General features: G+C 46.3%; 11 protein-coding genes. 3 read left to right on the forward strand and 8 right to left on the reverse strand.

The annotated features are described in order from the left end of the window. Window positions 1-2 precede the first annotated feature (2 nt). The 4 genes from ACJJI0_RS00800 to ACJJI0_RS00815 all read right to left on the reverse strand — a co-directional run bounded on the left by ACJJI0_RS00800 (window position 3) and on the right by ACJJI0_RS00815 (window position 3,933). Window positions 3-560 (reverse strand): DUF1415 domain-containing protein, encoded by a 558-nt coding sequence (locus tag ACJJI0_RS00800; RefSeq protein WP_444884252.1) that lies wholly within the window; start codon window positions 558-560, stop codon window positions 3-5. Between the two features lie 8 nt (window positions 561-568). Further along, a complete protein-coding gene (locus tag ACJJI0_RS00805; RefSeq protein WP_252082489.1) occupies window positions 569-1,102 on the reverse strand; it encodes a DUF2058 domain-containing protein in 534 nt (177 codons plus the stop codon). 144 nt (window positions 1,103-1,246) lie between these two features. Further along, the gene (locus tag ACJJI0_RS00810) at window positions 1,247-2,341 is read right to left on the reverse strand and encodes a PaaI family thioesterase (protein ID WP_252082487.1); all 1,095 of its coding nucleotides are present in this window, start codon (window positions 2,339-2,341) and stop codon (window positions 1,247-1,249) included. 119 nt (window positions 2,342-2,460) lie between these two features. Continuing rightward, entirely contained in the window at window positions 2,461-3,933 is a 1,473-nt protein-coding gene (locus tag ACJJI0_RS00815; RefSeq protein ID WP_444884253.1) for an alpha/beta hydrolase, read from the reverse strand. A 786-nt stretch (window positions 3,934-4,719) separates the two neighbouring features. Here ACJJI0_RS00815 and ACJJI0_RS00820 point away from each other — a divergent pair. After that, on the forward strand, window positions 4,720-5,235 hold the full coding sequence (locus tag ACJJI0_RS00820; RefSeq protein ID WP_252082484.1) for an RNA polymerase sigma factor: 516 nt from the start codon (window positions 4,720-4,722) through the stop codon (window positions 5,233-5,235). A gap of 609 nt (window positions 5,236-5,844) precedes the next feature. After that, window positions 5,845-8,856 carry a TonB-dependent receptor gene (locus tag ACJJI0_RS00825; protein WP_444884254.1) on the forward strand — a complete coding sequence of 1,004 codons (3,012 nt, stop codon included), beginning with the start codon at window positions 5,845-5,847 and terminating at the stop codon, window positions 8,854-8,856. A gap of 316 nt (window positions 8,857-9,172) precedes the next feature. Here the strand turns inward: ACJJI0_RS00825 and ACJJI0_RS00830 are convergent, their stop codons facing one another. Next, window positions 9,173-9,655, reverse strand: coding sequence for a PraA/PraB family alkane oxidation protein activator (locus ACJJI0_RS00830; protein WP_444884255.1), 483 nt, complete (start codon window positions 9,653-9,655; stop codon window positions 9,173-9,175). 1,138 nt (window positions 9,656-10,793) lie between these two features. Between ACJJI0_RS00830 and gnd the strand changes: the two genes are divergently transcribed. Continuing rightward, window positions 10,794-12,314, forward strand: a complete 1,521-nt coding sequence (gene gnd / locus ACJJI0_RS00835; protein WP_252082477.1) for an NADP-dependent phosphogluconate dehydrogenase — start codon at window positions 10,794-10,796, stop codon at window positions 12,312-12,314. 104 nt (window positions 12,315-12,418) lie between these two features. Here the strand turns inward: gnd and rdgC are convergent, their stop codons facing one another. From rdgC to ACJJI0_RS00850, 3 genes are all read right to left on the reverse strand, one after another. Further along, window positions 12,419-13,411 (reverse strand): recombination-associated protein RdgC, encoded by a 993-nt coding sequence (gene rdgC / locus ACJJI0_RS00840; RefSeq protein WP_444884256.1) that lies wholly within the window; start codon window positions 13,409-13,411, stop codon window positions 12,419-12,421. 695 nt (window positions 13,412-14,106) lie between these two features. Continuing rightward, window positions 14,107-14,445 carry a hypothetical protein gene (locus ACJJI0_RS00845; RefSeq protein WP_444884257.1) on the reverse strand — a complete coding sequence of 113 codons (339 nt, stop codon included), beginning with the start codon at window positions 14,443-14,445 and terminating at the stop codon, window positions 14,107-14,109. 10 nt (window positions 14,446-14,455) lie between these two features. Further along, window positions 14,456-14,959: a hypothetical protein gene (locus ACJJI0_RS00850; RefSeq protein WP_444884258.1), complete on the reverse strand. Its 504-nt coding sequence runs from the start codon at window positions 14,957-14,959 to the stop codon at window positions 14,456-14,458. Window positions 14,960-14,987 lie beyond the last annotated feature (28 nt).

Here is a 14,987-nt window from a genome sequence, read left to right on the forward strand (position 1 = left end):
GTTTATTTTTTCAGCTGCTGGAAAAGGTAAGGAAAGAGTTTTAGCTTCTCCTCCTGAGTAAGAGACTCTACCTTTTGGACATTATTTTCCGGAATAGCATCCGGGTTTGGGTAAAGATCAATCATTTTGGCTAGGTTTTCTTCCCGCAGCAGGTGCAAAATCGGGTAGGGTGCCCGATTGGTGAGGTTCTCGGCATCCTCTGGGGCAGTACCTGCGAATTGATAGTCCGGGTGGAAGCTGGCCAGCTGATAGATACCTTCGTAATGGTTGCGCTTCAGTAGCCATTCGGCCTGATCGAGGAATTGATTGTAGTCAGCAAAATCCTTTAGGTAATTTGGAATAATCAGCAGGGTAGTCAGGAGTTCGTTTTCCGGCGTACTGTCGAGTCGTTGAAGCTCAGCAAGGAGGTCTGCTAGTAAAGCATCCTCGTTGTTTGCCTTACAGACCTTATAACGAATCTGGCCTGCGCGTAGTGGTTTGCGCGCAAAAGGGCAGAGGTTTAGGCCCACCACAACATCGGTGAGCCATTGTTCCACTGTCTGTGTAACTTGTTGCTCCATGTACCGGCTTACCACATCAGGTCGTCGGGGATCTGGAAGTCGGCGTAGGGGTCGTCTTCGTCCACCGAGGTCGAAGTTTCGGTAGGTTTGACAATGATTTCGGTATTGCGCTCGGCAATTTTGTCGGCGATCACTCTGGGTACCAGTTCAAACTGTTCACCCTGGGCGACAATCACCAACCGGCCGGCAATGAGATGATCCCGCAGGATTTCACTGACATAGATAGTTTTGATTTTTTTATCAAAGGTAAAGTTATAGGCGGTTTCACCTGAGTAGGGCTGGCGGTTATTGTTCACCAGCTGCTTGATTTGTGCTGCGATGGCCTTCTGTTGAGCCGCAGCGTCACGTTCGGCATTCAGGGCGCGATCCCGTGCAGCCTTATCCGCACGCGCTTGCTGCGCGGCTAACTTTGTTTCATCTACCTGTGGTTGTGAAGATTTCTTTGCAACTTTCTGTTGCTTGCGCTTTTCCTTACCGATCTGTTTGGCTTTTTTCTTGTCGACGAGTCCTGCTTGTAACAGCTGGTCTTGCAGTGAGGCCATAGTATGTTTCCTGCAATAGTAATTGGATTGTGCCGCCAGTAAGTTTGGTGGCTACTTGGTCAAAGTGTAATTGGGGACTTACCCCTTTCATAGATGTGGGGCATTTTACCTGAAGATAGCCGCGGTGCTGGCAGGGAATTTGATTTAAGGGGTCCAGGGCTTACCAGAGGTAGCGGTAGCAATGATCTCATCGGGCTCTTTACCATCGCTCAACATTTGTGCACCCCCTGGAATCATTAGTGCTGAGCCCGTGGCAATTGCCACGCGTTTGCCGCTGGGGGTATCGATATTACAAGAGGAAACCCGTAGCTGGCGGCCGCGGTGAAGAACTTGCGCCTCGAGGATCAGGTCCCCACTGTTGAGCTTGGCCGGTCTGGCAAAGCGGATATGCATATCTAAGGTGGCAAATATACTGCCCGCCGGTAAGGTGGAATATACGGCCGCCCCCATAGTGAAGTCCGCCGCCCAGGCCAGCAGTCCTCCGTAGATAGACAGGGTGCCGTTAGAGAACCAGGGGGATGAGGGCATGGTAGAAATACAGCGGCCGTTCTCGATTTCGATGGCGCGGTAACCGGTGAGCAACCATACGGGGTGAATGCGGCCCTCATTGATGGTAGTTCGCTGAAGCTCAATAGGTACCTGTTCCGGTAGATGCCCCATATCACAGAAATAGGGTTTGGGTGGCGGTCTGAGATAGGGGTCTGGGGGATCGGTTGGTCCCAGGTCTGGCAGAGGTAGCTCCTGATCGGGATTGACTGGGAAGTCTGCAATTAGGCAGCGGGTACTTCCATAGGCGAGGGTTCTGCCATCTTGATCGTTGATCTGAATGCTGGAGAGCCCCACCTGGCTACCGGAATGCACAGTCGTGGCCCGGCCAACAATATTCTGGGTGTTGCTGGTAATTGGCCGGATAAAACACATATTCAACTCAGAAGTGCTAAGTACTTTACCGGCCGGGAGAGTCGTCCAAATTGCAGAGGCGAGGGGCGCGTCGGCGAACATCGCGTAAATACCACCCCAGTAGACCCCGGTGCCGTCTGCCAGCCAGGGAGTGATGGGCATTGAGTAAGTGGCTTTGCCCAACCCTGCTTCCGTTGGCTGCATACCTGTGAGCCGCCAAAAGGGCGGTCCCGGCAAGCTTCCACGAATATATCGTTTGAAAGTCTGTAGACCGGGTTGTTGCAACGCTCGCAGGTCGCAGATGGCACCACGATGAACTTCGTCGGTGATATTGGTCATCCCCCGCCTCCAATTTCATCTATTGAAAGATTAATGTGCAAGGGCTGGGTAAACGAGGGAATGTGGGCTGGATATGGCAGCAGGCACTATTGACCTGCCGCTATCTGGGTGGGCAAGCCTTATTGTGGTGAGAAATCTGGTAAATCCACCGTAAGAGTGGTTTTTTCGATTGGGCGCCCCTCCATGAACGAGTTGATGGTGTCTTGTATCGCTGGGGATGCCATAAATAAATTGTGACCGGCATTTTCTACTGTTACCAGTGTGGCATTACTAAGTCCTGCCATTGCCTCTTGCTGGCTCTCTATGTAAGTTCTGCCATCAAGAGTGCCACTGAATAGCAAAATGGGAATATTGCTATGGGGGTTGCTGCGAAAAGCATCACCCAGGTCTAACTGTTCAGCCAAACCATCGTAGTGATAGGAAAAGTTGAGGTAGTCACTTAACAGGGCGGTTTTTGCTTGCTCCTTCACTTCAGACTTTCGCTGTGTGCTTATACCTGAGGCTATATCTATTGCCGTTGGCATGGCACTCAGGGAAATTGGAGAGCCTGGACTCAAGAATCCATCGGGAAAGTAGCGCCTGGGAACTCGATCGAAAGCCGGAACATGCCCCAAATCAAGAGTTCGATAGAAGCCTAACAAGTGGGCGACACTTTTGGGGTCGGCAATAAAAGCGGAGGCAATTTGTTGCATGTCTCTACGCTGAAGCAGGTACTCCAGAGTGTGGCCTTCCCGCTGAGGGATCTGGATTTTGACTGGGGCCCGCTCCAGCTTTGTGTGCACTCTATCGAAAAGAACCTTGATGTCAGGGTAGGCCACTTTGGCTGCGGGTTGCTGGTCCAGGGCGAGTTGCAGTCGATCTAAATAAGAACCCGTTCGTACGGGTAATTTAACAGTTTGATCCAGGCCTTCAGCACTGGAAAGGATCACTCTGTCTATGGAGTCTTCTATCTCCCTTATTGCCGCTAGAGCAAGGTGGCTGCCGTAAGAAGTGCCCCATAACACAATCTTCTCTACCCCCAGATGTTGTTTCAGCGCCTCCAGGTCGCGAGCGTTTTCCAGGGTGTTGTAACCGGCTAGATCGACCCCCTTTTGATGCCAGAATGCTAGGCATTCACGCAGAGCTTCGCGATGATATTCGATGTATTGGGTATCAGTTGTTTTTTTCAGGGTGGGAACAACCTGCCGAGATTCACAGTGAGGCAGATCGTTGGAGCGGCCGGCGCCACGCTGGTCCAGGGCGATCACATCGCCGTACTCCCGCAAAGCCATAAACATATCAAAACGATAGTTGACGGCCATGATGCCCGATCCACCAGGGCCACCGGCAAGATAAATAATCGGCGGGCCCGACTTTTTTCCGGTTGTAGGGAAGCGTACATAGTGAAGTTTCAGTGAGCGGCTCTCCGGATTACTACGATTCTCAATTACCTCAAAGAAGCCCTTATAGCCGTCTGCAGTCTGCTTATTCCAGGTCGTGAAAGTAAATGCCTCTTCATTAACAGGAGATTTGGCATGGGTGGTTGTTGTACCAACAAGGAGACTTAAAAGTAGAAAGACCTTTAAAAAATGGAGATTGAAAGTAAAACTCATTGACTACAATCCTTCCCTAGAGTGAATTTTTTGTATTTTTATACTTGAAAAATCTTGATTGAGCCAGCTGATGGTAAAAGAGGTGAGTCTCTTACCTTTGCTGAAATAATTGAAACCCTTTCATATTCGTAAGCTTGGAGCTTTCAGTCTTGAATGTTATTGAGATTATGAATTGTCATTCAATTCAACCTCTTACTTCAATCGATGGTCCTATGGCTTGATTTCATAACTCTTTACTCTCCGAAGGGTATGCATTTGTACCATCTTGTGATTTGTTTGGTTGGCGCTATCTATATGTGAGGACGGCTTTGCATAGAATGATTGGCAATTCTGAGTTGATGAGCATTGGGAATCTATCGTTGGAACAAGGTGGGGGCGGCACAGTTTGCTTGAAAGGTCCTCGATTGGTAGATTAACTTCGATTAATTTTGTTGATACTCAGGTTGAGGATGAGAAGTGGGAAAATAGTTTTGGAGATTATTTGATTTTTTGCTCTCAGTTATAAAAAGGCGTTTCATTTTGCTCAAATAGTCCTTTCAAGCATTTATCAAAAAATTTTGTGAGGTTATTCTGTTAACTCTCCTTAACGTGGTTGTTTTTAATCTTCTTTCGCTGTGACCAAGTAGTTTTTATGTTTTGCTTGGCCTGATTTTTAGGGGGGAGTTGTTACAGATAAATAACAAGAATAAATTTCTGGATTTCGTGGATTTTGCATTGGTTGTTTGTCTAATCTTTTCTGTGTCTGGGGAGCACTAAATATCATTTGAATCACATGTGTGTTTCACTATGGATAATTTTTATCAAAAAGATATTTCAGCTTGGGTGGATAAGTATCGCCCAGGATTAAAACGATACTTTTCTTCTCGGGTAGCTTCAGCTGATGTTGATGACTTAGTGCAAGAGGTTTTTGCTCAATTACACTGGCACCTTAATCAGTCCGATATAGAGATAGAAAATCCAAGAAACTATATCTATACGGTAGCTAAAAATCTGTTGGTTAGTCACAGTCGGTACCACAAGTCTCGATGTCGAGCCTTCCATGAGTCACTTTCCCTTGATTATGAAATTCCCGATGTTATTACACCGGAGCGTACAGTAATAGGTATGCAGGATTGTCGGTGCGTCTTAAAAGCAATTCTGGGGCTGCCACCACGTGCAGGGGCGGCATTTAAATTTCACCGTTTTGAGGGATTGACTTACCAGGATATTGCCGAGCGTATGGGGATCTCCAAGGAATCTGTAAAGGAACTTATCCAGCGCGCATTAATTAGGGTTAGGCGGGCAGTGGAGGAGGTTTCATAACCTGTTTTTCTCGGATATTTAATCAGGCTATCATCCAATTAAAGATTGGTTAAGTACAAGTGTTTTAAATTACAGGTTAAGTCTATCTGTGCAAATTTTAGAATCTAGTACTTGAATTTACGCCTATTCACCTAAGCATATTGATGTTTGCCTCTCAAATAGAAAACTTCTCTACTTTTATGGTCTCCTTCATCTTCAGATGGTTTTTGCAGATTTAAAGATTTTCTAAAAAGCTATATTTATCCCCAATTGTAAATCCGCTTGCACTTACTTGAACTACACTCGAAAAGACCTTTTGGAGGCTAGTCTTTTTTATTTATGAAAGGTGAGAGCTTCCTGCTTGAAATAAGTTGCCCTTTTTAGTGAGTGTAACGCTGAGAAGACGGATTTTGTAACTTTTGGTCACCGCTATTGTTTGGTTGTGTTAATTGTTGTTTTATTTAATCTCCTTGATTTCTGGGGGCGAATATTTAGTAAATGTGGATCTGAAAAATCTGGGGTTAGATCCCCCCGACTGTGCTGTAAATGCGTCTTAAACCTAGTTAGGCCTGAGATAAGGTGGTGTTTGGCTGACAGAAAAACAGAGAAAATATAATAGAGAGAATCAGAATGATGATGAGCCTGCGTAAGCAAAAAAATTTGATTGCACAAGCGATTCGTGCCACCAATCCGCTCAATCAAACAACGCCCTGGTACAGCGCTGCAATAGCCTGTCTGGTGATGTCTACCGTTTCCACTGCGGCCCTAGCCCAGGAGGAACAGGATACGGAAAGAAGTAGCCGCTCCAAACAGCCGATCGAGGAAGTGACGGTAACGGCCCAGAAAATTGAGGAGAGTATCCAAGATGTTCCTATTGCAGTTTCGGCACTCTCTGGGGATAGCATGGATGCCTTGAAGATCGAACGTGGTGAGGAACTACTACGGGCGATACCGAATGTAAATTTCTCCAAATCAAATTTTAGTACCTATAACTTTTCCATTCGCGGCGTTGGCACCAAGGCAGTTTCTGCCGCCACAGATCCTGCAGTGGCAGTGAGTTTTAATAATGCTCCATTGATTCGTAACAGGTTGTTTGAGCAGGAGTTTTTTGATGTTGAGCGGGTGGAAGTGCTACGCGGACCACAAGGCACATTGTATGGTCGTAATGCCACAGCTGGTGTGGTTAATATGTTGCCGGTTATGCCAGAGGATGAATTTTCCTCTGAAATTAAAGCGGAGATAGGTAGTTATAATTCGAAGCGTACTAGCGGTATGTTTAATTTACCCATTGGGGAGACCATGGGGTTACGTCTCTCCGGTGCTATGACCAAGCGCGATGGATTTGATACTAATACCTATACAGACAATGACGTTAATGATCGTGATCTTTATTCCACTCGGGCAATTTTTGAGTGGGAGCCATCAGAAACATTTAGCGCCAATCTAATTTGGCAGCATTTTGAGGAGGATGATAAGCGTTCACGAACAGGGAAGCAGCTCTGTACGACAGATCCAGGCGTTTCAATGATTGGAGATGTTGAAGTACCAGAAAATTTCACAGGTTTTTTTAGTCAAGGTTGTTTACCCGGCTCAATCTATAGTGATGAAGCATATGGTACAACCAATGCTAAGGGGCTTGCATTTGTTGTTGCTCCGCAAGCACTTCTTCAAGGCTATTATCCGGTAATGAAGGAATTTCTTCCAAATCCTTATGCCAATGCTGAGCAGTCCAGGGATTTGCGTGAAATTGCTACCAGTTTTGATCCTGTGTTTCGTGCTGAGAATGACTTGGTACAGTTAAATTTTGCATGGGAAATGAGTGATACTCTTACATTTTATTCCCAGTCGACTTATGCCAAGGACGACTATTACTCTTCCCAGGATTACAACCGGTATGTGTCAGACTCGATTTTTAGTGATTCTACTGAATATGGATTGGATCCAGGCCCTACGCCCGGTGGGATCTATACCGATCCACAGTTAGGTCCTTCGGATGGCGTCTTGGCAGTGGATATCAGCCGATCTGATAACAAACAGTGGAGTCAAGAATTCAGATTGCAAACATCCTTTGATGGCCCTTGGAATTTTGTTGTGGGAGCTAATTATCTAGATTTTAAAACTCAGGATGATTATTTTGTATTTAATAATATGTTCTCCCTGATTGCCGAGCATGTATATAATGGCGTTGATGATCCTGAGGCTGGTTTGGGTACAGAGAATTGTACGGACCCTCAGAACATTGAGGGTTTTCAAGATTGTATGTATGTGGATTACAACTCATTAGAGAATATTGATGAGGAAGGTCATAATTATTTCCTCAGTCGAAATCTAGTGGAAACACGATCCTGGGCTATTTTTGGTGAAACCTACTGGCAAATTAATAATGATGTAAAGCTTACCACTGGTCTACGCTACACGAATGATCGCAAGCGTTCCACACCGGTGCCCAGTCAGTTATTACTGGGAACAGAAACTGATAATGATACCGGTGAGATCGTTCCTGGCCCTGCCTCTGGAGGGCTGGTTTATAAAGGGTATCCGGAGGGTGATGCCGTTACTCAAAGCTGGAAGGAGTACACTGGACGCGCTGTACTAGACTGGCGTACAGATACGCCCTTTACCGATGAAACTATGCTTTATCTCTCCTTTGCCCACGGTTACAAAGGGGGCGGCACCAATCCCCCTCGCGCAGATATTGATCCCAACGTTGTGCAATACCAACCTTTAGATGAAACTTTTAAGCCTGAATTTGTTAATGCAATTGAAATTGGAACAAAGAATGTTTTACTTGATGGCAGCTTAACTCTCAACGCTAATGCTTTTTACTATGACTATAGCGACTATCAAGTTTCCCAAATTGTTGACCGTATTTCGTTAAACGAAAACTTTGATGCAGAGAGTATGGGGATTGAGCTGGAACTAGCATGGCAGCTTACAGATAACACTCGGCTAGATATGAATATGGGTTACCTAAAGACCCGTATTGCAGATGGTGAAGAGTCTATTGATGTAATGAACCGTACTCAAGGACATGAGGATTGGTTAGTGGTTCGTCCAAGTCTTCAAGTTCCTTCTAACTGTGTTGCGCCGAAAGATGTAGTGGAGGCGACATTTGCAATACCATACCCATTAATGCTTTGGGCTTTATGTGATACTACGGGTAGATGGGGTTCTTTCACACCGGAAATAGAGTCTAGCCAGTATTTCCATGAGTGGCTAAATATCGACCCCTATAACCCGCTCACTGATGCACCGAATGGAGCGAGAGGCTTTGCCGCCGATTTAAGTGGCAATGAACTGCCAAATGCCCCACGGTTCACAGTAAATTTGGGAGTGGAGCATACAATTCCTATCGAAGATTGGGACCTAACTTTGCGAACTGACTATTATCGTCAATCAGAGAGTTACGCAAGGGTTTACAATACAGAGTATGACCGTTTAAAGGCCTGGAGTAACCTCAATGCTTCAGTCAGTTTGAGTCATCCTAACTCAGAATTGTATATGCAGCTCTATGTGAAGAATATATTTGATGATGCACCGATCACAGACATGTTTACTAATAGTGATGATTCAGGTCTCACCACAAATGTATTTACTTTAGAGCCTCGTATTGTTGGGTTCAGTATAAGTAAAGGGTTTTAAACTCTGCGATTATGGTTGATTGACAGATTTAAATGTTAATTACCTCTTTAAGAACACCTTGATCTGTTGGATAGGTTCTTCTGACAGATTGAGGTGCGTTTTTAAATGTAAACTTGCTATTTGATAATTTGCCAGTTTTTTGAATATTTCTTTATGAATTTTTAGCCGATTGCTAAAGCTTAGGTTCTTTGGCTGGTGATGGGTGAGTTGAGGGTGGTTAGGTTAGGTGGGTGTTTTGTTATAAGTCAATTAATTGTATAAGGGGCACCATCATGATTGCTGATAGTACCCCGTGCGTCTAAATTATAGGGGCTATCTAGGGTACAGTGAATGATGATTGTGGATTGGTAGATACAACGCCATTTATAACACAGGGAGATCCTGATCCAGTACTAGGTATTTGGGCATCATTAAAGGTAATTTTGCCTGTTGACTGGTCGAAACTTCCATTCAAATCTCCCGCGCAATTACCTGATACAGCTGCTACGTTTACATTTTTTAGGGTTACAGTATTGTTTGCATGTCCTACAAGGGCATATGGTAGCCCGCTAAAAGAAATAGTGCCGCAAATGTTAAGGAAACCTCCCGAGAGGGCCAGGCTTCCAACTGAGGCATCTGCTCCTGTAGAGTCGACACTTCCAGAAAGTTTACATTGAAGCAGGATACCTTTCTCTACTTCGAGGTTACCATCACTCGCTAGGGCGATTGCACCTGGGGGAGACCAGGTTTCTGCATTCGCCAGCCCGGCTACCCCAAAAGAGGCCAAACAGATAGAAGCAGCGGTAAGGATCTTTTTCATAATAATGGTGTTCCTAATATTTCTGTTAATTATTAATGCAGGCACATTACTTGATGCTTGGTCAATTTATATGCGCTACCTTTTGAAGCGTTCATCATCGCTGGAAAGTGATGAAACTTAGTTGACCTCAATAATAGGAGCCGACCCAGTTCCAACCCCTTCCATTTATAAAGACGAGTTGGGACGACCGTTGGGGGGATGTCTAGCCCAAATAGACGCAGATTTATTTGTGGGGCGTATTTTCTATCCTCAAACTCAATCTATTAATAGGTTGGTTTTATTTATGAATCGTGTGGGGGTAGGTTGGCGTACATAAGAAAAAGGTATTATATTGTTGATAGTGACATTCGCAGATTTATATTATTTTTGTTCTGTGGATCTTTATTAAGATTTCTGATGTGTTTTGAGTTGTGCAAAGATATAGGAATTTAGGAATTGTTCTCTCATTAAATTCAACGAGTTAAGAGTGCTTATATAGCTTTTGGTTTGTCAGTTTTCTCAACTTTATTTTAATCCTTATTTCATGTTTGTTTATAAGGTGTTTCCTGGTGGGGTGTTATGGCTGCTAATAACAAATCACTATCGGTGGCTGGGTTCCTGGTTATGGAAAGGTTTTATTGATTGTAATTTTTCTATTGGGTCGATTTAATCTGTCGATGTATTCCCAGTTCTGAGCAGTTAAGAAAATATCGACTATTTATAGACTTTCGTTAGTCTAATTTTCACTTGAGTTGGGAATTAAAGGAAATATATTTGAAAATATCTAAATAGTTAGAAGCCCGATGAAAAGCATGAGGCTTCCAGTAAATGTCTTGTTGTGGATTGAATTAACATCAACGGACAGCGTGTAATTTTGCATAGGTCTTTTTGTAAAACTTTAAATATCTAAATTAACTCGGGCAGGCTTTTGTGGGGCTTACAGAGCGTGTATTTGGCATTAAAGGATAAAAGCTATCACGTTACCGGCTAATTTGAGGAAGTCCTTGGCGAAGGGCTAAGCTGTACCAGTTTCTACTTCATAAGCCGTTTTTACTATGGCTGGGGACGGTTTTGTTTGGTTTTTGCTCTCCCTGCCCCGGACTCATATTGTTATACTCCGCGCCCTTGAAAGCCCCCCTATCTTATGACGGAGAATTTGATGTCTGATTCACAGTGCGACATTGGCTTTATTGGCGCTGGTGTGATGGGTAAGAACCTGATCTTGAACTTGGCTGATAATGGCTATCGGGTCTGTGCCTTCGATTTGGATCACAACCGGCTCAATGCACTGCTAGAACAGGATAAAAAGGAACGTGGTGATCGGCCTGCGCGCGTGGAAACCTGTAACTCATACACTGAGTTGTTGGCTAAGGTCAAAGCGCCGCACTTGATCATTCTTTCTGTACCTGCAGGGGCGCCAGTAGATGATGTTTGTTGCAAACTGTTGGATGCTGGCCTCAAGGCTGATGATATTGTTGTGGACACGGGTAACAGCCTTTGGACTGACTCCGTAGAGCGTGCCAAGCGCTATGAAGGTAAGCTGATCTTCTTTACAACGGCAGTATCCGGTGGTGAGGTTGGTGCGCGATTTGGGCCGTCTCTGATGCCCAGTGGCGATCGCTACGCCTGGAGCCGTATCGAGCCCGTTTGGCACGCGATTTCGGCCAAAGTGGACAAGGCCAGTGGCCAGCCTATAGAGCGCTTTGAGCCGGGTAATCCGGTGAAAGAGGGTGAGCCCTGCGCGGCTTATATCGGCCCTATTGGTTCTGGGCACTATGTAAAAATGGTGCATAACGGCATCGAGTACGCGGATATGCAAATGATCTGCGAGGCTTACCATGTGATGCGCAGTGCCTTGGCGATGTCACCGGCGGAGATTGCCGAAGTGTTCCGTGAGTGGAATCGAGGCCCGTTAAACAGCTACCTGATTAATATCAGTGCTGAAGTGCTTTCCACCCTAGATTCTGTTACCGAACAACCGCTGGTGGATGTGATTTTGGATCGTGCGGGTCAGAAGGGGACCGGCCTTTGGACGGCTATCAGCAGTCTTGAAGTAGGCTGCCCTGCGCCGAGCATTGCCGAAGCGGTTTACGCCCGCTCCCTATCTACTCGCAAAATTTTGCGCACCCGCGCCGCGCAGAAACTCAAGGGCCCAGTTCTCACCCAGGTAGCGGCAGAGCAGCGTGAGGAAGTGATCCAGCAGCTGCACGATGCCCTTTACTGCGCCAAGATCTGTGTTTACGCCCAAGGTTTTGACCTGATGAAACTGGCTGCGCGGGAGCAGGGCTGGCAGCTGAACTTCTCGGAAATTGCGAGAATCTGGCGTGCCGGCTGTATAATCCGTGCGGTATTCCTGCAATCGATTAGTGACGCCTACGATCGAGACTCCAAACTCTCTAATTTGTTATTAGATGACTTCTTTACCCAGCAGATCGCCGATCACCAGGCTAACTGGCGCCAGGCAGTGGCGAGTGCAACTCTCAATGGCATTCCGGTACCGGCGCTGTCTTCAGCTCTGAGCTATTACGACGCTTTCCGTTCAGAGTCCCTACCAGCCAACTTGCTGCAAGGGCAGCGGGACTTCTTCGGTGCGCACACCTTTTCACGGGTAGATCAGCCCGAGCAGCGCAAATACCATGTGTTGTGGGGTGAGCCGGGCCGACCAGTCGTGGAGATCTGAGCTTCAGAAAGCGACACTTTGACCTTGGGCGGGGCTTTCGTCCCGCTCAGGGTCAGGTTATTGTTCACTGCTCCATTCATTTCTTTTGCAGTAAAACAGGGCTATCAGAAGACCACTTCTTCTACTTCTCGCGCCAGCTCTTCAGCTTCAGAGTGGGAGGCTTTAGCGACCATCTCCTCTACGCTGGCAGATTCGGTATTAACGCCACCAAAGGCATTGAGTAGATCCTTGATTAGGGCTGAAATTTCCAGTGCCATTACTGCAAAATCTGCATCGAAGCGCTGCGCCGCACTTTCGGCATCGGTGTTATCTGCCTTTTCCAGCAGCTCATCGCTGAACTTTACCCGTTTCACGGAGAGTTGGTCGTCCACCAGGAAATCGACCCCGCCGCGCCAAACCAGCCCCAACTTGTGTACCTGCAGGCCAGCAACCAAGTGGTTGTGAATTTCTTCGGCGCATAGGTCTTGGTTTTTGCAGCGGATCACACTGCCGCTGTCCTTTGGGTCGCGCAGTTCGCATTCGTGTCCGAAATCAAATTGAGCGGGGGCCTCGGGAGCGGTGAGCCAGTGGGTCATTGTTTGTTGTGGCAGGTTTTTGGCTGATAGAGGGACTACCGCGAGGCTGCTAATGGCTTCGCGTAGATTTTCCAATAACTCTTCAGCGGCGGAGGCAGAGGAAGCATCAACCACTACCCAGCCCTCCTGCGGGGCGATATAGGCGAAGTGCAAGCGGGACCGTGCAAAAGCCTTGGGGCGCATTTCCAGCAGTACCTCATCTTTGAGGTTTTGACGTTCCTTGCGGCCCACCTGTCGGGCCTCTTTTTCTGAAATGGCCTGGGCCATTTCTTCTACTTTCTCATTGATAACGGCTGCTGGTAGAACTTTTTCTTGCTTCTTGGCGCAGACCATCAGGTAGCCATTGGTGGCATGTACCAATTGACTGCCGTGTCTGCCTAGGGGGGAGACCCAACCGTAGCGGACACTGTCCTGGCTACCGCAAGGCACAAATGCCTGGGCTTCCAGTAGCTCGTTTAGTTTTTCGGCATCCAGAGAGAATTCTTTGGTTAAGCGGTAAATACGAAGGTTCTTAAACCACATACATCAGGCCATTTGGTGTTCAGTTGCGTGTGCGGACGTTAATTATGCGGAAACTGGGGCGCGGCAGCTAGTGAGCTGTTTCCAAATGACGAATTGGTTGTTTTTTGTCCGAAAATTTGGTGGGGCAGGATAGAATGTTCAGCATCAATGCCTGCAGAGATTGTAGGTTATTGTTCTTTCAGCAGGATGGTCGTAACGGGGCCGTTTTCTCTGTGAAAGCCTTTGTGGCTGAGCTGCAATAGTTTGAGTGCAGTCGCAGACACCTGGTTCTGTTAAAGGGTAGGGTCATCGGAGAACTCCCCTAACCGTTTAAAAGTAGGGGGCAGGGCTGCTGGCCAGATTTATCTGAGCCGGCCACACCACGCCAGTAGTCCAACCTTAATCCCATATTTCAGCAAGGCCAATTATTATTCTCTGTTTGCTAATGTGTTTTTAAGCCGCTGGGCGCTTATAGATGTTAACCTTGAAGAGAAAGAGGTAAGCGGATTGACTTATATTTAGCAAGGGATTGCTTCGATATTTCCCGGATGGCTACTTGAATTGTTCGCGGAATCTGAAGCTGATTTAGAGGAGCAGTGTGTCGGTAATGAAGAATGTTATTTCCGTAAAACTGCTTGAAATATAAAAACAATTACATCATGGCATTCCCCACAGTCAGTCCGTGACATTTGTGGGGCTTCATAATTACTGAATGCTCAGGAAGCGATTTTTAATGAAATACCTGTGCAGGCTTCCAATGCGGTCCAAATTACTCCCACGACGGCATTCCAGATTTTTTCTATGGTTACAGCAAGAAGGCCGCGGAGGGTTCTGGCAAAATTCAAAGCCATATCCTCGATAGAATCAAGAAAGTAATCTCTCAAGTCCTCACCAATTTCGTTTTCCACGATGGCTTTGGCAATCAATTTTGCCTGAAGGGCTAGAGCGGATAACTGGCGCTCTGAGAAGCCACGGATTTCTGTGATGTCATGCTCAATAACGGTAGAGGCTGCATCTTTAATATCTGAGATCAATTGGGTTACGTCCAGTGACATGGCAAAGTCCTCAGCGGTTTAAGAAGGATTCGTAAGTTAAAGCCTGGTCCATAGAGATTACAACTTCATTCTTGAAAAGCGCCACAATGGTAGAGCGAAGCCCCTTGTCTTCGTCTTCTTTGCGCATTCGATTAAGGCTGCTAGAGATTTTTTTTAGTGAATTGACACTGGGTGGCTGCTCATTGAAAACGATATCTGCTCCTGTAGAACTAAAATAGTTGTTGATTTTCTTGAGTGTATCTTTATTGGGCATTGGCCGGGTGTTGGATTGCATCGCCAAGGCGTCAATCCTGCCAATTAATGCATGGTAGTTTTGGTCTCTTTTAGCATAGGAGTCTTTATCTGTACCATGAGAAACTGAGGAAAAGAACTGCATGAGTTCTGCATTTACCTCAGTGAGATCTGAATAGAGTTCCGCATCATATCTTGGAGCTAGCTGGGAGCAACTGCTGATGGCTAGTGCCAGAACTATGTATAGCAGAGCGGATGCTACCTTGGGTGGGGTGGACAACATCTGTACTCTCCTTGCTGTTGACGTTTAT

It is taken from the genome of Microbulbifer mixtoriginis (SeqCode), from assembly GCF_052466695.1.

What these genes read in the sequence shown, in the direction of transcription:
- ACJJI0_RS00810 (WP_252082487.1), bottom strand. Translation starts at nt 2,341, where the DNA reads ATGACCAATATCACCGACGAAGTTCATCGTGGTGCCATCTGCGACCTG.
- gnd (WP_252082477.1), top strand. Translation starts at nt 10,794, where the DNA reads ATGTCTGATTCACAGTGCGACATTGGCTTTATTGGCGCTGGTGTGATG.
- ACJJI0_RS00815 (WP_444884253.1), bottom strand. Translation starts at nt 3,933, where the DNA reads ATGAGTTTTACTTTCAATCTCCATTTTTTAAAGGTCTTTCTACTTTTA.
- ACJJI0_RS00850 (WP_444884258.1), bottom strand. Translation starts at nt 14,959, where the DNA reads ATGTTGTCCACCCCACCCAAGGTAGCATCCGCTCTGCTATACATAGTT.
- ACJJI0_RS00800 (WP_444884252.1), bottom strand. Translation starts at nt 560, where the DNA reads ATGGAGCAACAAGTTACACAGACAGTGGAACAATGGCTCACCGATGTT.
- ACJJI0_RS00830 (WP_444884255.1), bottom strand. Translation starts at nt 9,655, where the DNA reads ATGAAAAAGATCCTTACCGCTGCTTCTATCTGTTTGGCCTCTTTTGGG.
- ACJJI0_RS00845 (WP_444884257.1), bottom strand. Translation starts at nt 14,445, where the DNA reads ATGTCACTGGACGTAACCCAATTGATCTCAGATATTAAAGATGCAGCC.
- ACJJI0_RS00820 (WP_252082484.1), top strand. Translation starts at nt 4,720, where the DNA reads ATGGATAATTTTTATCAAAAAGATATTTCAGCTTGGGTGGATAAGTAT.
- ACJJI0_RS00825 (WP_444884254.1), top strand. Translation starts at nt 5,845, where the DNA reads ATGATGATGAGCCTGCGTAAGCAAAAAAATTTGATTGCACAAGCGATT.
- ACJJI0_RS00805 (WP_252082489.1), bottom strand. Translation starts at nt 1,102, where the DNA reads ATGGCCTCACTGCAAGACCAGCTGTTACAAGCAGGACTCGTCGACAAG.
- rdgC (WP_444884256.1), bottom strand. Translation starts at nt 13,411, where the DNA reads ATGTGGTTTAAGAACCTTCGTATTTACCGCTTAACCAAAGAATTCTCT.